The sequence below is a fragment of the Streptomyces synnematoformans genome, from assembly GCF_039531005.1.
GTDB lineage: Bacteria > Actinomycetota > Actinomycetes > Streptomycetales > Streptomycetaceae > Streptomyces > Streptomyces synnematoformans.
Window position 1 is genome coordinate 1 of record NZ_BAAAPF010000073.1, and the last position, 23,406, is coordinate 23,406.

The window sequence follows — 23,406 nt, forward strand, 5'->3', positions numbered from 1 at the left end:
CCCCTCGTGGTGCCCTCCAGCGGCGTGCCGTACCCACCCGGCCGCCGGCGCCCAGCCCGGCCGCCAGGCACGCCGCGCCGACGACGGCGCCGGCGCCGACCGCGGTGCCCGACGACCGGGCCACCGCCGCGCGCCAGGACGCGTCCGGCACGCCGCTGAAGCGCACCACGAGGGGGTCGGTGGCCACGCCGCGGGAGACGTTGAGCACCACGCCGTACGTCACCCAGGTGAGGCTGAACACGCCGAACGCGGCCAGCCCCAGCGAGCGCGCCACGCAGATCCCCACCGCGAAGTTGGTCACGCTGGAGGCCGCCTGGTCGGCGAGCCCCCAGGACAGCCGGCGGGCCGCGCCCCGCCCGGCGGCCGGGCGGGCGGACCCGCCCCGGGCCGGCGGCGCGGTCGTCTTCTCCCCTTCGGCCGTCATCGGCGTCACACCCCGACCAGTCCGGCGTCCGCCAGGGCGTCGGCCGCGGCGGCGACGGCGCCGAACGGCAGCCCGGCGCGCTCGGCGACGTCGAGCAGGCTGTGCTCGCCGTCGGAGAGGCTGAGCACCCAGAGCAGGGCCATCTGGGCCTGCTTGGCGTCGCTGCGGCCGCCGAGCGGGTCGTACAGCCCGCGCCGGCCGAGCTGCGGTTCGCCGTACGGGCTGAGGTTGCGGTACGTCCGGTTGCGGTCGAGGACGGCGAAGGCCTCGCGGCAGACGGCGAGCGTGTCCGCCATCGCCTCCGGGGCGACGAAGTCCAGGTCGTCCGCCGAGGTGTGGTACTCGGGGTAGCCGGCGTACGGGGTCCGGGTGAGCGAGCCGACGCCGAGGTCGAACCCGGGTGAGCAGAACTGCCGCTCGTCGTAGCCGTACGGGGTGAACTCCACGACGCGGTGCGGGCGTCCGGAGGCGGCCAGCACGTGGCGCAGCACCCGGTCGATCTCCGCGTCGCCGCGGCGGCTCTGCTTGTACGTCAGCGCTCCCCGGTCGCCCGCGCAGGCCAGGACGAGCCCGTGCCTGACCCGGTCGATCCGCTCCGCGTTGTGCGCCAGCCAGGTGATCGCCCCGATGGTGCCGGGCGCGAAGAGGAACCGGTAGGTGTAGTGCGGCGTCTCCTCCGCCAGCGCGCGGGCCAGGAAGGCCGCCACCGCGATGCCCGCGAGGTTGTCGTTGGCCAGCGAGGGGTGGCAGACGTGGCAGGAGACGATCACCTCGTCGGCGACCCGGCCGGGGACGACGTGCTCGGCGTACGTGAGGTGGCCGTCGGCGAGGGTGGAGTCGATACGCACCTCGTACTCGCCGTCGGGCAGCGCGTCCAGGGTCTCCTGGGCGAGGCAGAACCCCCACTCCGGCCGGTAGTAGCTGGTGCGGTACGGGACCCACGCCGGGTGGTCCGGCAGGGTGTGCAGGTGCCGGCGCAGCTCCGACAGCCGCATGGTCGCCGACACCGGCACGCTGTAGCCGAGGACGTGCAGGCTGGACGCGGCGAAGTCGACGACGCGGCGGCCGGCGGCGTCGGCGACGAAGGCGTCGCGGATGTTCCACTCCTGCGGCACCGTCCAGTCGAGCACCCGGGTTCCGGTCGGCACTTCGTGCACCTGGAGCGGGACGTACTCGCCGACGATGTCCAGGGTGGCGCGCACACCGTCGCCCGTGATGCTCCGGCACAGCGGGTACAGCCGCTCCACCAGCGCGTACATCGCGTCTCCCGGCGCGGTCACCGGCGCCGCCGCAGGGTGTCGTCGACGGCCCCGGCGCCGGCCGCCGCGCGCAGCACGGCCAACCGGGTGAACCGCTGCTCGAAGTCCTCCCGGGTCAGCCCGTGCCTGCGGTAGGCGTCGGCGAGTTCGAGCGCGCCCCGCCGCACCGTCCACGCGCAGTCGAAGCCGGGTACGGCGGCGCGGAACCGGGAGAAGTCCACCCGGTACGACCGCGGGTCGGCGCCGGTCTCGCCGGTGATCACCACCTTCGCGCCGGGCACCGCCGCGGCGACCTCCTCGGCGATCTCGGCGACCGTGACGTTGGCCTTCTCGCTGCCGATGTTGAACGCCCGGCCGTGCACCGCTTCCCGGGGCGCGGTGAGCGCGGCCGTGAACGCCTCGGCGATGTCGGCGGCGTGCACCAGCGGGCGCCAGGGGGTGCCGTCGGAGAGCACCAGCACCTCGCCGGACAGCAGCGCGTGGCCCACCAGGTTGTTCAGCACGATGTCGGCGCGCAGCCGGGGCGAGTGGCCGAAGGCGGTGGCGTTGCGCAGGAACACGGGGCTGAAGTCGGCGCCGGCCAGCGCGTGCACGTCGTCCTCCACCCGCACCTTGGACTCCGCGTACGGCGTCACCGGGCGCAGCGGCGCGTCCTCGGTCACCAGCGCGTCCCCGCCGGCGGCGCCGTAGACCGAGCAGGTCGACGCGTACAGGAAGCGCCGCACCCCGGCGTCGCGGGCGAGCCGCGCCAGCCGTACGGAGGCGTGGTGGTTGATGGCGTAGGTCAGCTCCGGGGCCAGCGAGCCGAGCGGGTCGTTGGAGAGCGCCGCCAGGTGGATCACGGCGTCGGCCCCGGCCACGTGCTCGGCGGTGACGTCGCGCAGGTCCACCCGGTGCCCCGGCGGGTCCGCGGGCGGCGGGCCGAGCACGCAGCCGGCGAAGTGGCCGGCGTCGAGACCGACGACCTCGTGCCCGGCGGCCGTGAGGACCGGGGCCATGACGGTGCCCAGGTAGCCCTGGTGTCCGGTCAGCAGTACGCGCATGGGTCGGCCCCCAGGTCGAGAGTGAGTTTGGCGACGGCGAACGCCTCGGCGTAGCGCGCGTGGCATTCGACGCCGCGGATCCGCGCGAGGCCGAGGAAGACCTCCCGGTCGTACCAGGGCCGGTGCCGCTGCGAGGGGTAGTGCTCCTGCAGCAGCCGCACCTTCCGTTCCGCGGTCTCCGGCGACAGCGGCTGGTACGCGACCGGCCGGCCGAGGTCGCCGTCCCACTTGACGATCTCGTAGCCGAGCACGAGGTGGTCGCGGTACGCGGTGGTGACCAGCCGCGCCAGGCCGCGGTGGTCCTGGTGGGCGTCGTCGGTGCGGGGGGCGAGCACCAGCTCCGGCTCGGTGCGCCCGCGCAACTCCTGGACCGCGGCCTTGGCCTCCTCCCAGTGCGCGGGCAGCCGGCCGTCCGGCAGCTTCAGTACGGTCAGCCGCAGGTCGGCGCCCGGGCAGCAGGCGGCGAGCGCGGCCCGCTCCTCCCGCTCCCGCTCGCCGCCACCGCCGGAGAGCACCAGGGCGTCGACGCGGACGCCGGGCCGCGCCAGACACATCGTCAGCAGCGTGCCGCCGGCGCCGATGGCGATGTCGTCGCAGTGCGCGCCCACCGCCGCGATCCGGTCCGGGCGCCCGGCCCCGAGCCTGATCACGGGGTCCCCGCCCGGGCGCCGACCCCGCCGCCGGTCCGGCCGGAGCCCGCGCCGTCCCGTTCCCACACGGCCCACGGGCGGTCGCCCCGGGCGTAGGCGGCGTCGAGGGCGGCGCGTTCCTTCACCGTGTCGGTCGGCTTCCAGAAGCCGCGGTGCCGGTGCGCCACCAGCCGGCCCCGTTTGGCCAGCCGGGCGCAGCCGTCGGTGACCAGGTCCCCGTTCTCCGGGATGTGGTCGAACACCTCCTGGCGGAGCACGAAGTAGCCGCCGTTCTCCCACAGCGGCAGTTCGCTGACCGCGGTGATGCCTCCCACCAGTCCGTCCTCGCCCAGGTCCACGCAGTGGAAGGAGGACTGCGGCGGCACCACCATCATCGACGCACCGGCGTCGCGCCGGGCGAAGTCGTCGATCATCTCCGGCAGCGGGGCGTCGGTGAGCACGTCGGCGTAGTTGGCGAGGAACATCTCGTCGCCGTCGAGGCGGTGCCGCACCCGGCGCAGCCGTTCCCCGATGGGCGACTCGATGCCGGTCTGGGCGAAGGTGATGGTCCAGGAGGCGATGTCCGTGGACAGCAGTTCGGTCCGCCCGTTGCGCAGCACGAAGTCGTTGGACGCCGTCTCCTCGTAGTGGAGGAAGAAGTTCGTGATGTGGTGCGCCCCGTAGCCGAGGCAGAGGATGAACTCGGTGTGCCCGAAGTGGGCGTAGTAGCGCATGACGTGCCAGATCAGCGGCCGCGGGCCGACCATCGCCATCGGCTTGGGCACGTCGTCGGCGGCACCGCTGCGCATACGCATCCCGTAGCCGCCGCAGAACAGTACGACCTTCATGGCTTGACCTCGACAATGCTCAGTTCCGGGATGGGGAAGACCAGCCGGCCGCCCCAGGCGTGCACGTACGAGAGCTGCGCGAGCAGCTCCGTGCGCAGGTTCCAGGGGAGGACGAGCACGTAGTCCGGCCGGTCCGCGGCTATCCGCTCGGGCGGCAGGATCGGGATGCGGGTGCCCGGGGTGAACCTGCCGTGCTTGTAGGGGTTCCTGTCGACCGTGTACGGGAGGAGGTCGGGCCGGACGCCGCAGTGGTTGAGCAGGGTGCTGCCCTTGCCGGGGGCGCCGTAGCCGACCACGGTCGCGCCGCGGTCGGCCGCGTCGACGAGGAACCGGAGGAGGTCCCGGCGCACCTTGGCCACCCGGGCGGAGAACTCGGCGTACCCGGACAGCTCCTGCAGCCCGGCGGCCTTCTCCCGGGCCAGCATGTCGGCGACCCTCCCCCGGGCCCCCGCCGTCGTCCGGGCCGGGGGCGCCCCGTCGGCCGTCCCGCCGACGGCCTCCGCGGGCCGGGCCCAGAGCCGGACGGAGCCGCCGTGCGTGGGCAGCGGCTCGACGTCCACGAGCGCGAGCCCGCCGCTGGCGAGCGCGCGGATCGCGGACCCGACCGTGTAGTACTGGAAGTGCTCGTGGTAGATCGTGTCGTACTGGTTCTCCGCCATCAGGGTCAGCAGGTGCTGCACCTCGACGGAGACCCAGCCGTCGTCGGCCACCAGGGCGCGCAGCCCCCGGGTGAAGCCGACCACGTCGGGGATGTGCGCGTAGACGTTGTTGGCCACGACCAGGTCCGCCGGGCCGTGCTCGGCGCGCACCGCCGCGCCGGTGGCCGGGTCGAGGAACGCCGTGAGCGTGGGCACGCCGGCGTCCCGCGCGGCGGCGCCGACGTTCACCGACGGCTCGATGCCCAGGCAGCGGATCCCCCGGTCCACCACATGCTTCAGCAGGTATCCGTCGTTGCTCGCGACCTCGACCACGAAGGCGTCGCGCGCCGTGGCACCGAGGTCCAGCCGCCGTACGGCTTCGGCGACGAACGTGCGCGCGTGCTCCACCCAGGAGGCCGAGTACGAGGAGAAGTACGCGTACTCCCGGAACGTCTCCTCGGGTGTGATCAGCGGCGGCAGCTGCGCCAGCCAGCAGCCGGTGCAGACCCGCAGGTGCAGCGGGTACGCCGGCTCCGGCAGGTCCAGCTGGTCCGCGGCGAGAAAGCTCTCGCACGGCGGTGTCGCCCCGAGGTCGACGACGCTCTCCAGCGCCTCCGAGCCGCAGAGTCGGCATCGTGTCATCTGCTCCCCTCCCCCCTGCCCGGGCGGGTGTCCCCGCCGCGGGTCGCTGCTGACCGGCCCGCGATCGCGGTGCGGTACTCCTCCTCCAGCCGCTCCAGCCCGACGGCCGGGCTGAAGCCCTGCTCGTAGCGGCGCCGGGCCGCCCGGCCCAGCTCCCGGTTGCGGACCGGGTCGGCCGCGATCCCGCGTATGCACGAGGCGAGCGAGGCGGGGTCGCCCGGCCGGTGCAGCAGGCCGGTCACCCCCTCCCCGACGAGTTCGGTGAAGGCCGCGTGCCCGGCGGCCACGGCCGGGACCCCCGCCGCCATCGCCTCCACGACCACCAGGCCGAACGTCTCCAGTGCCTGCGAGGGCGCGACCACGGCCACCGACCGCGCGACGGCCTGCCGGCACTCCTCCGCGTCGTACAGGCCGGCGTAGCGCACGTCGTCGCGGCCCGCCGCCCAGGCGGCCACCTCGCCCTCCAGCGGTCCCGCGCCGGCGATCACGAGCGGCGCGCCCACCCCGCCGCCCGCGGCGACCTCGTCCCACGCGGTCATGAGCAGCCGCACCCCCTTGGCCTCCGCCAGCCGGCCCAGGAAGAGCAGATGCTCGCCGGCGGCCGCCCGGCAGGCACCGGGGTCCGGCACGAAGTTGTGCTTCACCGTGAGCCGTCCGGGCGGCATGCCGGACCGCACCAGGACGTCGCGCTGCGCCGCGGAGATGCACAGGAACCGTTCGACGCCGGACCACCAGCGGCGCCGGTTGAGCGAGAGGCCGACCGCGAGCGGCAGCGTCGCCAGCCGGGAGTTCCGGTAGCAGCCGTGCCGGACGGCGGGCAGCGGCGTCGACCCGGCGCACTCGGTGCACGACCGGCCGTCCCGGCGCAGCGTGCCGGGCGGGCAGACCTGGCTGTAGTTGTGCAGCGTGGCGACGGCCGGCACGCCGGCGTCGGCGCAGGCGGCCAGCACCGCGGGCGACAGCAGCGGGAAGACGTTGTGGACGTGCACCACGTCCGGCCGCTCGGCGCGCAGCCGGGCGGTCAGCTCCGTACGGACGGCCGGGTTCCACGGCACCAGCAGCGGCACCGCGGCCTTGCCCAGCAGGGACCGGGCGGCGATGTCGTCGCTGCGCCGCTCGAACACCCCGACCCGGTGGCCGGCCGCGCGCAGCAGCGCCACCTCCTGGTCGACGACCCGGTTCTCGCCGCTCGGCTGCGCCGAGGCATAGCGGTTGTGCACCACGAGGACGTGCACGGTCAGGTCACCTCCGTGTCCCGGGCCCAGCGCGGGACGCGTCGTCGGGGAACCGCGGGCGCCGGCCGGGGCCTGGCCGCCTCGCTGCTGGCAGGGGCCGCCAGCAGCGAGGCGGCCACGGCCAGATGCAGCAGGTACGGCGAGGCGTCGCCGAGGCCGGCCTCGGTGTACGACGAGATCGCGCAGTAGCTGATCAGGAAGATCGCGCAGGCCCGGGGCAGCGACGGCGGCCGCAGCAGCGCGACCGCGCCCAGCACGACGACGGCCGCCGCCACGAGGGCGGTACCGGTCAGGCCCTGCTCGTGGTAGACGGCCAGCCAGCTGTTGTCGATGGGCAGGCCGTCGTACGACTTGTCGCTCAGGCCCGTGCCGAACAGCCGCTCCGTGGTGCTCCGGGGCGCGGCCAGCAGGGCGTCCCAGACCTTGGCCCGGCCGGTGAGGCTGGAGAAGTTCTCCTCGCTCTGTCCGCGCAGGAACCACGCCTGCACCGCGGCGGCGAACCACACCGCGGCCACCGCGGCGCTCAGCACCGTCCAGGCGAAGAACCGGCGGGCGGCGGCGCTGGTCAGCAGGAGCGAGCCGACGGCCAGCGCCAGCGCGGCGAGCAGGCCGACCGTCGCCGTCCGGGTGTGGCTCAGCGCGAGGAGGACGAGCGCGGGCACGACGACCGCGGCCGCGCCGGCCCCGGTCGTCCGGCGGCCCAGCGCGAGCAGCACCGTGAGCCCGATGACCACCGCGGCGTACTGTCCGATCTGCGGCGGGGTGAGCGGCCACAGCGCGCCGACCAGCCGCCCGCCGTAGAGGTCGGGCAGGGCCGTGCCCGGCGAGACGGCCAGCCCTGCGGCCACCGAGGCGAGCACCGCGCAGTACATCCGGATGTGGTGGCGTACGAAGGCCAGGCCCCCGTCCCACCAGCGGGTGAGCAGCCACAGCGTGCCGACGAACAGGGCCAGCCGGGCGCAGCGGAACAGCGCGCCGAACCCGGAGTCCAGGTCCACGCTGGAGATCACGCTCGGCACCAGCAGCAGGGTGAGCAGGAGCACGAAGGCGCTGGGCCGGATCCGCAGCCGCCGGTTGACCGCGAGCGCCAGCGTGAAGGCGGCGGCGAGCGCGCCCATGGTGACCATCTGGATGAGGGAGCGCGGCAGCGGGACGACGGTCTCCGCCCCGGCGGAGCCGAGCGTGTTGAGGCCCAGCAGCCCCCAGGCCGCCCCGACGGCCTTCGGGGCGGGGGCGGCGGCGGGGGCGGTGCCGGGGGCGGCGGTGTGGGCCGGGGCGCCGGGCTGCGTGCCCGCCGCCCCGGGGCCGCCGGTCACGGCGCCGCCCGCCGGGTCCCCGCTCATCGCGGGCCGCCGGGGCCCGGGTCGAAGGTGCTGCCCGCGTCCTGCCGGTACGGCATGCCCTGCCACTGCACGAAGTCGAGCACCCGGCCCTGGTCCCGGGCGACGAAGCTCCACGGTCCGCGGTAGGTGTTGTCGTGCCAGCGGTTGCGCTGCCGGGTGGTGATCGCCTCGGCCACCCGCTCGCCGTGGTACGGCGACCAGTCGGGATAGGTGCCGTAGTTCGCCAGCACCGCCATGCGCCCGCACTCCACCGTGCAGGCGACGACGGACGTGTCCAGCACGAAGCGGTTGTGGTGGATGTCCACCCGCTGGGTCTTCCACCGGCAGTCGGCGTAGAGCGGTGCGGTGGCGATCGCCGGCCGTGCGCAGCGGCCGGTGTCGGGCACCAGCAGGGTGCATTCGCCGGTGGAGGTGTTGGCCGGGCTGTTGCAGAACCGGTCGGCGTTCTCCCACAGGGTGATCCCGGACCAGTTGTTCTGCAGCACGTTGCGGTATATCTCGATCTTGTCGGTACGGGCCGGGATCCGCGGTTCGCCGCCGGACTCGGAGACGTAGACGGCCGCGTACGGGAAGTCGTCCCCGCGGTCGGCGTACCTGCGGCCCTCGACCCAGTTGTTCCGCCGGATCGTGTTGTTCCGGATGACCGCGTTGTAGCTGGTCTCGTACATCAGCGCGGCGCCGTCGTTGGCCTCCAGCACGTTGTCCTCGATGCGGAAGTCGTTGTTGTTGTTGTCCGCCCACAGCCCTGTCCCGCGGTTGTCGTGCACCCAGTTGCCGCGTATGTCGGCGCCGTTGACGGCCCAGAACTTGACGCCGCCGGTGCAGCCGCAGCCCGGCCTGCGCCGCTCCCAGTCGTCGGTGTTGTTGGCCGCGATCTCGTTGCCCGCCAGCACCAGGTCGCGGATGGTGTCGCCGGCCTTGTAGGCGTTCATGCCGTACTGGCCGTTGCCGCGCAGGCAGCTGGCGCGGACCTGCTGGCGGGCGCCGGCCATCAGCCCGGCACCGGAGTTGTTCCGGATCGTCGCGTGCTCGATCACCCACCCGTCGGCCGAGTCGTGGTTGACCACGCCCTCGTTGTGCGGGGCCACGAAACCCTGCACGGTCAGGTGGCGGATGGTGACGTCCGGGGCGGTGCCGCCGAACGCGTACTGGTTGGTCTTCCGGCCGTCGAACACCGCGTCAGGAGCGCCGAGATAGCTGTTCCCCCTCTTGGGGATGACCTGGGCGTACCGGTCCGGCGGCAGCCGGTGCCTGCCCGGCCGCAGCCAGAACGTGGTGCCCGGGGGGCTGCTCTCCGTCTTCGCCGCCAGGTCGCCGACCACCCCGGGATCGACCGTCACCGCGCCCGCCGGCGGCCTGGCCGGCCCGGCCGCGCGCTCGGCGCACACCCGGGCCACGGAGCCGGACGGCGGCGCGGCGTCCGGCCTCCCCCGGGCGTCCGGCTCGTCCTCGCAGCCGGACGCCACGAGGGCCAGCGCCAGCAACACCGCCGGCAGGGCCCATGGCCGCCACGTGATCACCGCGCCCCCTCCCTAGCCGTGGAACCTGAGTACGGTGGTGAACTCCCCCGCCGGCCCGGTGCCGGAGCCGACCAGCGTGGTGGTGGGCTCCCTGCGCCCGAAGCCGGCGGAGTACCAGCCCAGCGGCGGGTCGGTCTCGCCGCGGTGCGCGCGCCAGCGCAGCGACGCGGGCAGGTCGAGCACCGCGGCGCGGTCCTCGCCGCCCCGGGTCCAGCCGAGTTCCGCCCGGTTCCCCGTCAGGTGCACGGCGATCTCCGGGCCGAGGTGGAACGCCAGCCGCACCGCCCGGTGCGGGCCGCGCACCTCGTCGACCACGCGCAGTTCCCGGCGCGCGGCGGTCAGCTCCACCCGGCGCCGGTGCACCGCGCCGCCGGAGCGCCGGTAGCCGTCGTGCTCGGCGCACCAGCGGGCCACGCCCGCCGTACCCCCGGGGTCCGCGGCCAGCACGCGGCTGCGGGCGTGCCGGGTCCAGAGGAACGGGCCGCCGGAGACGGACTGGTCGGCCCCGTCCAGCTGCAGGGTGTTGTGGGCGAGGGTGGACCGGAAGTACCGCCGCCACTCGGGCTGCCCGTGGTAGCAGTACGTCCCCGGGTCGGCGAGCACGTCGACCCCGTCGTGCCGGACCTCCACGGACAGCGCGTCCGCGTGGGCGTGCGCGGCGATGGACAGGAAGCCGTGCGGGCCGCCGTCGCAGCGGCACCAGATCCCGCCGGGGCCGCGCAGGATGGTGAGCCCGGCGTCGGCGAAGTGCGCCGGCCGGCTGGCCGGCCGGGCCGGGGCCGGCCCGGCCCCGGCCCGCGGGTACGGACGGATGAGCGCGGCCAGCAGCGGGGTGCGTACGTCGGCCGCGGCCACCGCCGGCCACCAGGAGAGCCGGCCGAACACGGCGGCACCGGTGGCCAGCAGCGAGGCCCAGCGGTCGGTGCCCGCGCCGTCCACGACCAGGCCGTGCCCGTCGTCCGCGTCCCCCTGGCGCGGCGGCCGCATCCGGTCGTCGACGACGGCCGCGAGCGCGTCGGTCATCCGCAGCAGCGTCCGCCGGACCGGCGCGGGAACGGGCACGCCCGCGGCGTCCGCCTCGGCCACCGCGGCCAGGCCGAGTTCCAGTACCAGCCCGTGGTATTCGGTGGCCAGCTCGCGGTTGAGGCCGGAGGCGAAGGTGTTGCCGCGCAGGTGCCGCGCCAGCGACGCCAGCGCGCCGGCCCGCCAGCGCGCCGAGGCGGGGAACCAGCCGAACGCGCAGGCGGCGGCGAGCTGCCCGGCGGCCTCGGCGACGGCGTGGTTGTTCGCGGAGGACCCGCGGCTGGGGAAGGCGGCCAGCCAGCGCTGGTGGTGCCAGATCTGCCGCAGCGCCACCGGGTTGTCCTCGAACAGCGCGGCCGCGCCCGGCCAGCCGTCGAGCAGCCGGCGCAGCCATACCCAGGACAGCAGCCGGATGCCCAGCTCGATGCCGCTGGTCCAGTGCACGCCGTGCAGCGGCGGGCTGGCCGCCCACCACGACCGCAGCAGCGCGGCCGTCCGCTCGGCGTACCGGTCGTCACCGGTGATCGCGTAGGCGGTGGCGAGCACCGTGAGGTACTGGTGCCGGGACGGCTCCCAGATCTGCTTGACGTCCCCGACCTCGTCCTCGTTCCGGTACGGCACGTCGAAGGCGTGCACTGGCGGCGCGCGGCGCCCGGTCTTCGGGTCGTACCACCAGTCCGGGTCGGCGAGATCGGAGCGGGGCACCCCGAAGTACCCGCCGTGCCCGTCCATCAGCCGGTCCGCCTCGGCGATGAGGCGTTTCGCGGCGTCCGGGGGCACCTCGGCGACCGTCCCGGCGGGCAGGACGGCGGTGAACCGGGCCCCGGTCACGGACGGGCAGTCCGGCGGCGCCGACGACCGCCACCGCCGTCTGCGGATCGCGTCGCCCACCCGGCCGCCGACCTCCCGCGGCCCCATCCGGGACAGCCGCCGGAGATACCAGCCCGCACCGCCCGCGAGCTCGGTCACCGCGCACTCGCCAACGTCACCGGCGCGCCGGCGGCCAGGGCCGTCCGCACGGCGAGGGTGGCCGCCGTGGTCGCGGCGAGCGACTCCAGCGGCACCGGCATCGGGCCGCCGTCGCGTACGGCCGCGAGGAACGCGTCCAGCTGCGCGCGCTGGCCCTTGTCCCGGGCCCTGGGCAGCCGCGAGCCGACCCACCGCCTGCGGCGGCCGTCGTAGACGGCGGCGCGGACGAAGTCGTCGAGCCGCAGCACCCTGCCGTCCGCGACCAGGTCCAGCGTCTCCTTGGGGAAGCCGGGCGGACCGGTGGTGACGTAGCTGACCGTGGCGGTGGAGCCGTCCGGGTAGCGCAGCACGACCTGGAGCTGCTCGCCGCCGGGCGGGGCGGCCGCGTACACCGAGGCGGGGTCGGCGGCGAGCAGCCAGCTCGCCGTGTCGATGAAGTGCCCGCCCTCGCCGTCGAACCGCGAGCCCTCGGTGTCCTGCCGGAGGTACCAGCTGTCCTTGTCCAGCCGGCCGGCGTTGACCAGGTAGCGCAGGCCCGCCGGGCCGGTCCGGTCGCCGAACCGCCGGCCGGCCTCCCGCAGCAGCGGCGCGAACCGGCGGTTGAAGCCCACCTGCAGCCGGTCGTTGCCGGACTCCGTCACCGCCGCGAGCACGCCGGCCAGCTCGTCCTCGGTCAGGGCCAGGGGCTTCTCCACGAACACCGCCTTGCCGGCCAGCAGTGCCCTGCGGGTCAGTGCGGCGTGCGAGGCGTGCCGGGTGACGACGAACACCGCGTCCACGGCCGGGTCGCCGAGCACGGCGTCGAGGTCGGTGGTCGCCGCGGCGAAGCCGAACTTCCGCTTCGCGTTGACCGCGGACAGCGCGGTCGTGGTGACGACCGTGGACAGCTCGACGCCGTCGCGCCGGGCCAGATGGGGCAGGAGCATCGACGTCGCGTAGGTGCCCGCGCCGACGAACGCCAGCCGCACCGGGGCGGCGGCGGGCCGGGCCGGGGAGGGCCGGGCCGCGGCGGGCGCTCCGCCGGCCCCACCAGCGTCCGCGGCGGGGACGCCCGCCCCGGGGGCCTCCGCTCCCGCCGCCTGCCCGGGGTACCGGAACAGCACGGCCACGGCCTTGAGTCCGCCGTCCTGCAGCCGCCGGTACGTCGCGACGGCGTCGGCGAAGTCGGCGACGTGCGAGACCAGCGGCGCCACGTCGACGCGGCGGCGGGCGAGGAGGTCGAGGACGCAGGCCAGGTTGCGGCGCTCGGTCCAGCGCACCTGGCCGATCGGGTAGTCCCGCCCCTCCAGCTCGTACTCCGGGTCGTAGCGCCCCGGGCCGTAGCTGCGGGAGAACCGGACGTCCAGCTCCTTCTCGTAGTACGCGTTCCACGGCAGGTCCAGGCGGCACTTGCCGATGTCCACGACCCGGCCGCGGTCCCGGCAGAGCTCGGCGGCGAGTTCCACGGGCTGGTTGCCGGCGCCGCCGGCGGCCAGATACACCTGGTCCACGCCGTGCCCGCCGGTGAGTTCCGCGACCGCCGCCGCAAGCGCCGCGCCCCCCGGATCGCCGCAGCCCGCGGCGCCCAGGCGGGCGGCGAGGTCGCGGCGCGCCGGATCGGGGTCGGCCCCGACGACGCGGACCCCGGAGGCGGCCAGCAGCTGCACCACCAGCTGCCCGATCAGCCCGAGCCCGATGACCAGCGCCACGTCGCCGAGCTGCGACTCACCGCGGCGGACGCCCTGCAGCGCGATCGCCCCGACGGTGCCGAAGGCCGCGTCCCGTGGCGCCAGCCCGTCCGGCACCCGGGCGTAGAGGTTCTTCGGCACCCAGTTGACCTCGGCGTGCAGCGCGTGCTCGTTGCCGGCGCAGGCCACGAGGTCGCCGGCCCGCACGTCGTCGGTCCCGGTGCCGACCTCCTCGACCACCCCGCAGAGCGAGTAGCCGAGCGGCGTGTAGGAGTCCAGCTTCCCCATCACCTTGCGGTAGGTGGCGGGCACCCCGTTGGCGGCCACGCTCTGCACGACCCTGGCGACCTGGTCGGGACGGGAGCGGGCCTTGCCCAGCAGCGACATGCCGGCCTCGGACACCTTCATCAGCTCGGTCCCGGTGGAGATCAGCGAGTAGGCGGTGCGCACCAGCACCCCGCCCGGCTTGCAGTCCGGCACCGGCACGTCGAGCAGCGCCAGCTCGCCGCTCCTGTAGTTCTGTACAACCTGTTTCACCCGAACTCCCCAGAGGTCGCGCCGCGATACCAGTACTCGAGGGTCAGCACGTGCCACAGATGCTTGGAGAAGTCCCGCTGCCCGGCCGCGTCCTCGGCGACGAGCCGCGCCAGCGCGTCGCGGCGCAGGAACCCGGAGCGGACGAGCACGCCGTCGTGCGCCACCTCCCGCACCAGCGGTGCCAGATCGCGGCTCATCCAGGCGCGCAGCGGGGCGCTGAACAGGCCCTTGGGCCGGTAGACGACGTCCCGGGGCAGGACCGTGGCGGCCGCCTCCTTGAGCGCGGCCTTGCCCTGCCGTCCGACGATCTTGCGGTCCCCGGGCACCGCGAACGCCGCCTCGACCACGTCGACGTCCACGTACGGCACCCGTACCTCGGTCGACGCGGCCATGCTCGATCGGTCGGTGTACGCGAGGTTCAGGCCCGGCAGGAACATCCGGGCGTCGGCCAGGCACATGCGGTTGACGAAGTCGGCAGGGCTGTCGAGGGCGTTGTCCGCGTAGACGTCCGCGTGCTCGGTGAGCACGTCGTCGACCGTCCCGGCGAGGTCCGGGTCGATCAGGGCGAGCAGCTCGTCCCGGTCGTACATGGTGTAGCTGCGCCGGAACGCGGTCTCCTCCGGGAGTTCGGCGAAGGACAGGAACCGCTTCGCGAAGCGCACCGACCGGTACCCCCGGCGGGCCGTGGCGACCGGCAGCCGGTCCACGGCCGCGGCCGTCCCGCGCCGCAGCGGGCGCGGGACGCGCTGGTAGCGCAGCGCGACCAGGTTGGCGAGGTGCTTGCGGTAGCCGGCGAACAGCTCGTCGGCGCCCATCCCCGACAGCATCACCTTGACCCCGGCCTCCTGCGCGGCACGGCAGATCAGGTAGGTGTTGATCGCCGCGGGGTCGCCGATCGGCTCGTCCAGGTGGTACGTCATCCGTGGCAGCAGGTCGTGCACGTCCGGGGCGATCTCGATCTCGTGCAGGTCGACGCCGAACCGCTCGGCGACCCGCCGGGCGTGGCGCAGGTCGTCCGGCATCGCCTCGAACCTGGCGTCCTCGGCGCGGAACCCGATCGTGTAGGCGGAGATCCCGGGCCGGTGCCGGGCCGCGAGAGCGGTGAGGAGGCTGGAGTCGAGGCCGCCGGAGAGGAAGGTCGCCACGGGGACGTCGGAGAGCAGGTGCCGGCGGGTCGACTCCTCGACGACGGCGGCGAGGTCCGGCCGCTCGCCGCCGGCGGCCCGCTCCCGGCCCGCGGTGGCGACGTCTCTGAGGTGCCAGTACCGGCCGCGCTCCACCCGGCCGTCCGGCGCGCACCTGAGCCAGCTTCCGGGCGGCAGCTTCTCCACCTCGCGGAACGCGCAGCGCGAGTCGGGCACCCAGTAGTACAGCAGCGAGGCCACCAGCGCGGCGGGGTCCACCTCCAGCGATCCGCCGGTCACGGCGGCGAGCGCCTTCAGCTCGGAGGCGAACACCAGGCCCGTGCCGCGCCGGAGCAGGAACAGCGGCTTGATGCCGAGCTGGTCGCGGACGAGCGTCAGTTCGCCGGTGCGCTCGTCGAAGACCCCGAAGGCGAACATGCCGCGCAGCCGCGGCAGGCAGTCCGTGCCCCAGCGCCGCCACGCCTCCAGCAGCACTTCGGTGTCGGAGGTGCCGCGGAAGCGCACCGAGGCGCGCTCCAGCTCGGCGCGCAGCTCGGGCGCGTTGTACAGCTCGCCGTTGTAGGTGAGGGCCAGGCCGCCCGAGACCATCGGCTGGGCGCCGGTCCCGGACAGGTCGACGATGGCCAGCCGGCGGTGCCCGAGGTGCACGTCGCCGTCGCCGGCGGGGTGGCTGTACCGGCCGGCGCCGTCCGGGCCGCGGTGGGCGAGGGTGTCGGTGAGCCGGTCGGCCACGGCCTTCCCGTCCGGCCACCGGTAGGCGCCCGCGATGCCGCACACGGCTACCACCCCTCCCGGCCGCTGTCCGTGCCCGGTGCGGCCGGCGTCGGCGGCCGCTCCGTCCGCCGCGTGCCCGCCCCGTTGCGGGCGGCCAGCTCCGGGTGCGGGCCGCGCAGCGCGGTGTGCGTGCCGTCCCACAGCGTGCCGTCGGTGCGGTCCCGGGGGTCGGGGTCGACCAGCACCACGCCGAGCACCGGGATACGCAGGTCCGCGAGCTGCCGCGCGACGGTGTGCAGCCATGCGGCGCTGGCGTGCCCGGCCCGTACGACCAGGACGCTCCGGCCGCCGAGGTGGCGCAGGTCGGTCCACGCCGTGCCGGGCGCGACCGAGCCGACCCCGAGCCGGCGCTCCGCGGACGGCGCGGCACCGGCGGGCTCGACGGCTTCGCCGGACGGGTCGTCCGGCTGCCGGCGGCGGTCGTCGAGGTGCCGGCCGAGCAGGCCGTCGACGACCGCCATCGGCCCCTCGGCCGCCAGTGCCCGGGCGACGTCCAGGGCGAGCGCGCCGGTGCTGCGGGCGCAGCCCAGTTCCAGCAGCGACACCGGTTCGGCCGAGCCGCGCACGGTGCGGGCCAGGGTCGTGGCGACCCGGGCGCGTGCCGCCCGGGTGCGCCGGCTCTGCCGGCGGCCGGCCGGCCGGAGCGTACGGGGCAGCTCCGCGATGACCGAGGCGCCGAGGTTCGCCGCGATCTCGCGGCGCAGCACGGGGCGGTCCGCCACCACCGAGCCGACCGCGGCCAGCGCGAGCCCGACGACGAGCCCGAGGGCCAGTCCGATCCCGGCGTTGGTGGCCGCCGACCTGAGCGGTGAGTGCCGCACCACGCGCGCGGCGTCCACGATCTGCGTGCCGGCGATCAGCTCCGGCGTGCCCACGTGCGCCTCCGCGGCGCGCTGGTCGAAGTCGTCGATCCGCGAGGTGAGTTCGGCCCGGCGGGCGAAGAGCGACTCCAGGTTCGCCGACGCGTCCGGGTCGCTCTCCGCCGGCGCGTCCCCGATCGCCTCGTTGACCTCGGCGAGTTCGTCCCGCATCTGGTCGCGCTCGTCGAGCAGGGTCCGGGCTTCGGCGTCCGCGGCCTCCCGCAGCCGCCGCACGTGGTCCGCGACGAACGCGTCGGCCAGCGCCCCGGCCCGGGCGACGGCCTGCGCGTCGCTGTCGCCGGTCGCGTCGATCCGCAGCAGGTTGTTGGTCAGGCCGGAACCCCGGTAGTCCGCCATGAAGTCCTCCGGGCTTTCCGGCGACCCGAGGGTCTCCAGTGCCATCCCGGCGATCCGGGTGGTCTGCAGCAGCGCGACGTCGGTGCGGATCAGCGTGCCGGGGTCGGTGGGCTGGTCCTGCTTGTGCGCGACCAGCACCGTCGCCGCCGCGGTCGGCGGCGGCGGGAGCAGGACGGCCAGCGCGGCGCCGGCGAGCAGCCCCAGCAGCGCGGTGGCGCACCACAGGCGGCGGCGCCTGCGCACCGCCACCATCAGCGACTGCAGGTCCAGCAGCGGTGCGGCCGGCGGCTCGGCGGCCGTGCTCGTCGTCACACCGGACCCCCCGTCGCGCCGCTCGCCGCGATCGCCGGCGCGGCCTCGTCCGCGGGAGGTCCGGCGGTGTGCGTGGGACGTTCCCGGACCGCGCCGGCGACGACGAAGCCGACGACCTCGTGTCCCGCGTCCGCGCACGCCTCGGCGATGCCGGCCAGCTCCCCCGCGGTCCAGCTGCCCGCGCTCAGCGCGACCAGGGCACCGGACTCGGCGTCGCGGTCCGGCACGGTCGGCCGGGCCACCGCGACCTCCACCGGCCGCAGCAGCGGGTATCCCCCGCCGGGCCCGCCCGGCGGGGAACCGCTCCCGGCCTCGGCGACGAGCCGCTCGGCGGCCCGGCGGGCGATCTCGTCGCCGTGCGGGACGACGACCAGCAGCCGCCGGCCGGGCGGCAGCCGGTCCTCCAGGCGGGCGCACACCCGCCGGTAGCGGATCCGCCTGCTGTCCTCGCCGCCGGACGTCCGCGGCGGCGGGGTGTCCCACCGGGTGCCGGTGCCCAGCAGCCAGTGGAGCCAGGCCCGCGGGCCGCGGCCGGCCGGCCGCCGCCGCGCGGTCCGTTCCGCGGGTACGTCGACGGTGCCGAGCAGCGCCGCGCCGAGCGCGGCGGCGATCTCCGGTTCGGTGCGCACCCGGCGGCTCGCGCGGGCGGCGGCGAGATGGCCGACGACCGCGGCAAGCACGAACAGCAGCGCCCCGCCGCCGACGAGCTGCGCCCGGGTCGGCGGCGCCGCGCCGTCCGGCCGGGCCGCCGGGCCCATGACGACCATGGCGGCCCGGCCGCTCTCCGAGTCGGCCTGCTCCAGCTTGTCCACGGCCGCCTCCAGCGAGGTGCGCAACTGCTCCAGCTCGGTGCGGGCCTGCACGCTTTCCACGGTCCGCCCCGGATCTGCCGCGTCGGCCAGCTCGGTGATGCGGCGGCTGGTCCGCACGACCAGGTCCCGCAGCGCCTCGGGCCGCTGCGCCGCCGCGGAGTCGGTGCCGTCGCCCGCGATCCGCGCGGCGTAGGCGACGAACTGCCGCGCCACCTCGTCGGCGAGCCGCTGCGCGCGCGCCGGGGAGCCGGCCGTACCCGAGATCCTGAGGATGTTCCCGTCCGCGGTCTCGGCGCTCACCCGGTCCTGCAGGTCGTCGCCGTCGTCCCCGGCCCAGCCGAGCGTGGCGGCCGCGCGGTCGACCACCACGGAACTGGTCGCGATCTCCGCCTGGGTCAGCAGCTCGCGCTCCTCCCACTGCCCCGGCAGCAGCACGGATGCCGACGTCTCGTACCGCGGCGGAAAGACCAGCGAGGCGCCGAACCCGACGAGCGCCCCGGCCGCGGCGACGACGGCAAGCAGCCGCCCGCGCCGGCGGATGATCCGTCCGATCGTGGCCAGACGTATGGTGTCCTCGCTCAACGGCGCGGCCTCCTCCCGGCCGGGGCCGAACCGCGCGCAGCCGCCCGAGGGCGGTCACGGCAGGCGGCGGCGTAGGCTGCGAGCAGCGATGCCTGCGAGTTGCGCCAGGAGAGCGGCCCGTTGATCCGCTCCTGGCCGAGCCTGCCCATACGGGCCCGCCGCCGCGGGTCGTCCAGCAGCAGGGCCACCTGCCGGGCGAACGCGGACTCGTCGTCGGCGGGTGCGTAGACGGCCGCGTCGCCGGCGGAGACGCGCGCCTCCCGCAGGTCGAACGAGACGATCGGCCGGCCCATCACCATGTACTCCAGGACCTTGTTCATGGTCGACACGTCGTTGAGCGGATTGTGCGGGTCGGGCGAGAGGCACACGTCGGCGGTGGACAGGTAGCGCACCAGGTCGGCGTCCGGCACCCGCCCGGTGAACTCCACCTGCCGCGCCAGCCCGAGCCGCCGGGACAGCCGTACCATCGCGTCGAAGGTGTCGCCGGCCCCGACGAACACCGCGTGCCAGTCGGTCCGCCCCAGCTCGTCCCGCAGCTTCGCCAGGGCCCGCAGCGCGTAGTCGACGCCGTCCTGCGGGCCCATGACGCCGAGGTAGCACAGCAGATGGGGCTTGCCGCGCTTCAGCTCGGGCTCGGGCGGCACCGGCCGGAACCGTTCGGTGTCGGGTGCGCTGCGCACCACGAAGACGTCCTCCGGCCGCAGGCCGCCGCGGCGCAGCGCGACGTCCCGGTAGCTCTCGTTCGTGGCGAGCACGACGTCCGCGGCCCGGTAGGTCCGCCGTTCCAGGGCGCGCACGACGCGGTAGAGCCGGTCCTCGCCGCGGCCGAACCGGGACAGGTACAGCTCGGGCACCAGGTCGTGCTGGTCGAAGACGAACCGCGCGCCGCGCCGCTTCAGCCACAGCGCCGGCAGGAACAGCAGGTCGGGCGGGTTGCAGGCGTGGACCACGTCGACCGGGCCGACGTGCCGGGCCAGCCGGGCCGTGTGCCACAGCGCCGTCCCGTACTCCCGGAGGTAGCCGGCCGGGCCGCCGGTGGCGGCGCGCAGCGGGTAGCGGTGGATCCGTATCCCGTCGATCTCCGCCTCCGGCTCCGTGTCCCGGCCGTCCCCCCGCGGGCAGATGACGTGCACCTCCCAGCCCGCGGCGCGCAGCGTCGAGCACTCCTGCCACACCCGCCGGTCGAAGGGCACCGACAGGTTCTCCACCAGGATCAGCGCGCGACGGCCCGTCCCGTCGCCGCCGGTCGGGTCACCAGGCAAGGCCCGTGTACTCCGGTTCGGCCCGGCGCTCCGCGGCGTCGGGGAGGCGGACGAGGTCGATGAGCGGCGGCCCGTCGCCGCGGGGCAGCGCCGACAGCACCGCCGGATCCCTGGTGCCCACCAGGCACACCTCGGCGTGGTCGAGCACCTCGCCGACGGTGTCGGCGAGCAGCTGCGCCAGGTGCGGCAGCCGGGTCTCGATGTACGCGCGGTTCGCGCCGAGCAGCCGGGAGAGGTTCACGTTGGCGTCGTAGATCTTCAGGTCGTAGCCCTTGCCGAAGAGCCTCTCCGCCAGCTCGACGAGCGGGCTCTCGCGGAGGTCGTCGGTGCCGGGTTTGAAGGACAGCCCGAACAGGCCGGCGCGGCGCTTGCCGGTGCGCTCGACCAGGTCCACCGCGCGCTGCAGGTGGTCGGTGTTGGAGGGCAGTACGTGGGCGAGGATGGGCACCGAGACGTCGGCCCGCTGCGCCGCGTACACCAGGCTGCGCAGGTCCTTGGGCAGGCAGGAGCCGCCGAAGGCGAAGCCGGGCCGCAGGTAGGCGGGGCTGATGTTCAGCTTGCGGTCGGCCAGGAACACGTCCATCACCTCGTACGAGTCCACCCCGAGCGCCTGGCACACCGCGCCCAGCTCGTTCGCGAAGCCGATCTTCAGACCGTGGAACGCGTTGTCCGCGTACTTGATCGCCTCGGCCGTCGGGATCCGCACCCGGAACACCTCGCCGGGCAGGCCGTCGTAGAGCGCCGCCACCACGTCGCCGCTCGCCGGGTCCAGCTCGCCGATGACGGTCTTGGGCGGGTCGAGGAAGTCCCGCACGCTCGTGCCCTCGCGCAGGAACTCCGGGTTGACCGCGACCCCGAAGTCCACCCCGGCCGTGCCGCCGACGTGCTTCTCCAGGATCGGCACCAGCAGGTTCAGACAGGTGCCCGGGAGCATGGTGCTGCGGAACACGACGGTGTGCCGCCCGCCCCGGTCGACGAGCGCGGCGCCGATCTGCTCGGTGACGCGCTCCAGGTACGTGGTGCACAGGCTGCCGTTGGGCTCCGACGGCGTGCCCACGCAGACCAGGGACACGTCGCTCTCCACGACCGCCTCGCGGACGTCGCCGGTGGCGCGCAGCGCTCCGGTCCGCACCACCTCGGCGACGAGGTCTCCGATCCGCTCCTCGACCACCGGGGCCGTGCCGGCGTTGACCAGGTCGACCTTCGCCTGGTTCACGTCCACCCCGATGACCTCGTGCCCCTGCCCCGCCAGACAGGCGGCCGACACGGAGCCGACATAACCGAGCCCCAGGACGCTGATCCTCATGACCCGCTCCTCCAGCCGGGCAGGCCCCGTCGGCCCGCGGTCCGTGCGGCGGCCGGACGACCACCCCCGCGCATCAGTAGGCCCCCTGTCCCTGGAGCACCGCACGCAGCGTCTTCCACAAGATCACCGCGTCCAGGGCGAGCGACCAGTCCTCCACGTACCGCAGGTCCAGCCGGACGGCTTCCTCCCACGGCAGGTCGCTGCGTCCGCTGATCTGCCACAGCCCGGTGAGCCCGGGCTTGACCAGCAGCCGCCGCCGGGTGTCCGGGCCGTACGCGGCGGACTCCTCCGGCAGTCCGGGCCGCGGGCCGACGAGCGACATCGAGCCGTTGAGGACGTTGAACAACTGCGGCAGCTCGTCGACGGAGTACCGGCGCAGCACCACTCCCACCCGGGTCACCCGCGGGTCCCGGCGGAGCTTGAACAGCAGGCCGGCGCCCTCGTTGCGGCCGGTCAGCGCGGCACGTGCGCGGTCGGCCCCGGGCACCATGGTGCGGAACTTGACCATGGTGAACTCGCGGCCGTCCTTGCCGACCCGGCGCTGCCGGTAGAACACCCCGCCCCGGCTGTCCAGCAGGACCAGCAGCGCGACGCCCGCCATCAGCGGCGCGAACAGCAGCAGCAGGACCGCGGCGCCCAGCCGGTCGACGACCGCCTTGACCGCCCGGCGGCCGCCGGTGAAGGCCGGCATGCTGACCCGCAGCAGCGGGATCCCGAGCACCGCGTCGACGTGCAGCCGCGGGCCGGCCACCTCCATCAGCACGGGGGCCACGACCATCTCGGCGTCGCTGCCTTCGAGGTCCCAGGCCAGCCGCTGCAGCCGCTCCGGCGACCAGTGCGGGTCCGGGGTGACCGCGAGGACGCGGTAGCCGCCGCGGCCGACGTGCGCGGCGACGTCGGTCAGCCGGCCGACCACCGGCACCCCGTCCACGTGGTCGCCGTCGGGCCCGGGGCCGTCCGGCGTGCACACCGCGTCCACCCGCCAGCCGAGGTGCGGGAACCTGCGTACCCGGGCGATCAGGTCACGCACGGTGGCCGGGCTGCCGGCGGCGAGCACGGGCCGCAGACAGCGCCCCTGCTGCCGCATCCTGTGCAGCCGGAGGCGCAGCAGATACCGCTCGGTCATGGTGGCGAGCGCGATCGCCGGGATCGCGACGAAGATCCAGAGCTTGATGTTGCGCGAGGTCAGGGCGATCCCGCCGAGCGCCAGCACGACGACCGCCGTGGACAGGGCGCGCCCGAGCCGGCGGAACTCCTCGGCGCCCTGGCCGAGCACGGCCGGAACCCACGCCCGGCCCACCGCCAGCGCCCCCAGCACCAGCAGCTCGGTGCCGAAGGCGAGTACCACCCACTTCTCGTGCCAGTCGGCCGCGTCCCGGACCCCGAACAGGCCGCCGACCACCGCCACCACGAGCGCGGTGGCCAGCGTGTCGCCCAGGATCACGGCACGGCGGTAGCGCTGTTCCCAGTCGCTCGCGGGCCGGCCGTCCCTCCCGTTCGCCGGATGCCCGCGCGTCGGCGGAAAAGGGTCGGCCAACTCCACCCGCCCACCGGATAATCCCAGCTCACCGGCAGGCTCGACGTGTTCGTTCAACACTGATCCCCCCCGGGGAGGCTTCTCAGCCTCCCGCGATGGTGCTCCCCTCGGGAGGCCTCCGCTCCCCACGAAGACACATCCCGGTAATTCAGTGCTATCTGAACAACTCACCCCGGGTGGCAAGGCCACGCGCCCCGCCGGGCTCCCGGGTAGTCAACGGCTCGGCGCCGGGCCGACAGATCACCTTCGGCCGCTGCACGCACGAACAGCTGATGCACCGTCAATCTAGGGCATCGAGCCCGGTATGCAGAGAGGTTGTATGAAATATCTGCGCAGACTTTGCGCCGGGCCGCCCTCTCCGCCGCTGTCAAGTCCGCGGTACGCACAAGAAATTGGCCATTCGGCCGGGCTACCCGGCCCCGGGAGCCTCCCCTAGTCTCTGCCGCCGTATTCGTGCTGACGTACGAAGGGATGCCGCGGTGGGCGCATGGGGAACGCTCGGCACGCAGGGGACCGGACCGGTGGCGCCGCGAAGAGCCGGCACCCATGGCTGACGTCCTGGTCGTCGGGGGCGGCATCGCCGGCGCCGCGGCCGGGTGGTTTCTCGCCGGGCGGCACGGCGGACGGCGGGTGACGCTGCTGGAGGCGGAGCGGGCGCCGGGGATGCACGCGACCGGGCGCT

Annotated in this window: 17 protein-coding genes and 1 pseudogene; 1 reads left to right on the top strand and 17 read right to left on the bottom strand. The window is 75.1% G+C overall.

Annotated features, from left to right (window positions below):
• The 17 genes and pseudogenes from ABD317_RS14045 to ABD317_RS14125 all read right to left on the bottom strand — a co-directional run.
• Positions 1–424: pseudogene (locus tag ABD317_RS14045) on the bottom strand (hypothetical protein); the annotation flags it as partial.
• A gap of 5 nt (positions 425–429) precedes the next feature.
• Positions 430–1,683 carry a DUF4910 domain-containing protein gene (locus ABD317_RS14050; RefSeq protein ID WP_344290341.1) on the bottom strand — a complete coding sequence of 418 codons (1,254 nt, stop codon included), beginning with the start codon at positions 1,681–1,683 and terminating at the stop codon, positions 430–432.
• A gap of 17 nt (positions 1,684–1,700) precedes the next feature.
• The gene (locus tag ABD317_RS14055; RefSeq protein WP_344290328.1) at positions 1,701–2,726 is read right to left on the bottom strand and encodes an NAD-dependent epimerase/dehydratase family protein; all 1,026 of its coding nucleotides are present in this window, start codon (positions 2,724–2,726) and stop codon (positions 1,701–1,703) included.
• On the bottom strand, positions 2,711–3,376 hold the full coding sequence (locus tag ABD317_RS14060) for a PIG-L deacetylase family protein (RefSeq protein ID WP_344290329.1): 666 nt from the start codon (positions 3,374–3,376) through the stop codon (positions 2,711–2,713). Before ABD317_RS14060 ends, ABD317_RS14055 begins: the two co-directional genes overlap by 16 nt.
• Entirely contained in the window at positions 3,373–4,203 is an 831-nt protein-coding gene (locus tag ABD317_RS14065; RefSeq protein ID WP_027752150.1) for a glycosyltransferase family protein, read from the bottom strand. Before ABD317_RS14065 ends, ABD317_RS14060 begins: the two co-directional genes overlap by 4 nt.
• Positions 4,200–5,483 carry a class I SAM-dependent methyltransferase gene (locus ABD317_RS14070; protein WP_344290330.1) on the bottom strand — a complete coding sequence of 428 codons (1,284 nt, stop codon included), beginning with the start codon at positions 5,481–5,483 and terminating at the stop codon, positions 4,200–4,202. Before ABD317_RS14070 ends, ABD317_RS14065 begins: the two co-directional genes overlap by 4 nt.
• Entirely contained in the window at positions 5,480–6,718 is a 1,239-nt protein-coding gene (locus tag ABD317_RS14075; RefSeq protein WP_344290331.1) for a glycosyltransferase, read from the bottom strand. The genes ABD317_RS14070 and ABD317_RS14075 overlap by 4 nt, the downstream gene beginning before the upstream one ends.
• 2 nt (positions 6,719–6,720) lie before the next feature.
• Positions 6,721–8,061, bottom strand: coding sequence for an O-antigen ligase domain-containing protein (locus ABD317_RS14080; protein ID WP_344290332.1), 1,341 nt, complete (start codon positions 8,059–8,061; stop codon positions 6,721–6,723).
• Complete coding sequence (locus ABD317_RS14085) at positions 8,058–9,581, bottom strand: right-handed parallel beta-helix repeat-containing protein (protein WP_344290333.1); 1,524 nt, start codon at positions 9,579–9,581, stop codon at positions 8,058–8,060. Before ABD317_RS14085 ends, ABD317_RS14080 begins: the two co-directional genes overlap by 4 nt.
• A 12-nt stretch (positions 9,582–9,593) precedes the next feature.
• Positions 9,594–11,522 (bottom strand): heparinase II/III family protein, encoded by a 1,929-nt coding sequence (locus ABD317_RS14090; RefSeq protein WP_344290342.1) that lies wholly within the window; start codon positions 11,520–11,522, stop codon positions 9,594–9,596.
• A 47-nt stretch (positions 11,523–11,569) separates the two neighbouring features.
• Positions 11,570–13,777, bottom strand: coding sequence for a bi-domain-containing oxidoreductase (locus ABD317_RS14095; RefSeq protein WP_344290334.1), 2,208 nt, complete (start codon positions 13,775–13,777; stop codon positions 11,570–11,572).
• Complete coding sequence (asnB, locus tag ABD317_RS14100; protein WP_344290335.1) at positions 13,774–15,699, bottom strand: asparagine synthase (glutamine-hydrolyzing); 1,926 nt, start codon at positions 15,697–15,699, stop codon at positions 13,774–13,776. Before asnB ends, ABD317_RS14095 begins: the two co-directional genes overlap by 4 nt.
• A 2-nt stretch (positions 15,700–15,701) precedes the next feature.
• Positions 15,702–17,225 (bottom strand): Wzz/FepE/Etk N-terminal domain-containing protein, encoded by a 1,524-nt coding sequence (locus ABD317_RS14105; protein WP_344290336.1) that lies wholly within the window; start codon positions 17,223–17,225, stop codon positions 15,702–15,704.
• A complete protein-coding gene (locus ABD317_RS14110) occupies positions 17,222–18,619 on the bottom strand; it encodes a polysaccharide biosynthesis protein (RefSeq protein WP_344290337.1) in 1,398 nt (465 codons plus the stop codon). Before ABD317_RS14110 ends, ABD317_RS14105 begins: the two co-directional genes overlap by 4 nt.
• Entirely contained in the window at positions 18,616–19,881 is a 1,266-nt protein-coding gene (locus ABD317_RS14115; RefSeq protein WP_344290338.1) for a glycosyltransferase family 4 protein, read from the bottom strand. The genes ABD317_RS14110 and ABD317_RS14115 overlap by 4 nt, the downstream gene beginning before the upstream one ends.
• On the bottom strand, positions 19,871–21,187 hold the full coding sequence (locus ABD317_RS14120) for a nucleotide sugar dehydrogenase (RefSeq protein WP_344290339.1): 1,317 nt from the start codon (positions 21,185–21,187) through the stop codon (positions 19,871–19,873). Before ABD317_RS14120 ends, ABD317_RS14115 begins: the two co-directional genes overlap by 11 nt.
• Before the next feature lie 73 nt (positions 21,188–21,260).
• The gene (locus ABD317_RS14125; protein WP_344290340.1) at positions 21,261–22,730 is read right to left on the bottom strand and encodes a sugar transferase; all 1,470 of its coding nucleotides are present in this window, start codon (positions 22,728–22,730) and stop codon (positions 21,261–21,263) included.
• A 540-nt stretch (positions 22,731–23,270) separates the two neighbouring features.
• Between ABD317_RS14125 and ABD317_RS14130 the strand changes: the two genes are divergently transcribed.
• On the top strand, positions 23,271–23,406 hold a 136-nt coding region (locus ABD317_RS14130; protein WP_344290343.1), incomplete at its 3' end, for an FAD-dependent oxidoreductase.

Coding starts and splice junctions, on each gene's coding strand:
- ABD317_RS14055 (WP_344290328.1), bottom strand. CDS start 2,726: ATGCGCGTACTGCTGACCGGACACCAGGGCTACCTGGGCACCGTCATG.
- ABD317_RS14065 (WP_027752150.1), bottom strand. CDS start 4,203: ATGAAGGTCGTACTGTTCTGCGGCGGCTACGGGATGCGTATGCGCAGC.
- ABD317_RS14120 (WP_344290339.1), bottom strand. CDS start 21,187: ATGAGGATCAGCGTCCTGGGGCTCGGTTATGTCGGCTCCGTGTCGGCC.
- ABD317_RS14070 (WP_344290330.1), bottom strand. CDS start 5,483: ATGACACGATGCCGACTCTGCGGCTCGGAGGCGCTGGAGAGCGTCGTC.
- ABD317_RS14090 (WP_344290342.1), bottom strand. CDS start 11,522: ATGGGGCCGCGGGAGGTCGGCGGCCGGGTGGGCGACGCGATCCGCAGA.
- ABD317_RS14080 (WP_344290332.1), bottom strand. CDS start 8,061: ATGAGCGGGGACCCGGCGGGCGGCGCCGTGACCGGCGGCCCCGGGGCG.
- ABD317_RS14050 (WP_344290341.1), bottom strand. CDS start 1,683: ATGTACGCGCTGGTGGAGCGGCTGTACCCGCTGTGCCGGAGCATCACG.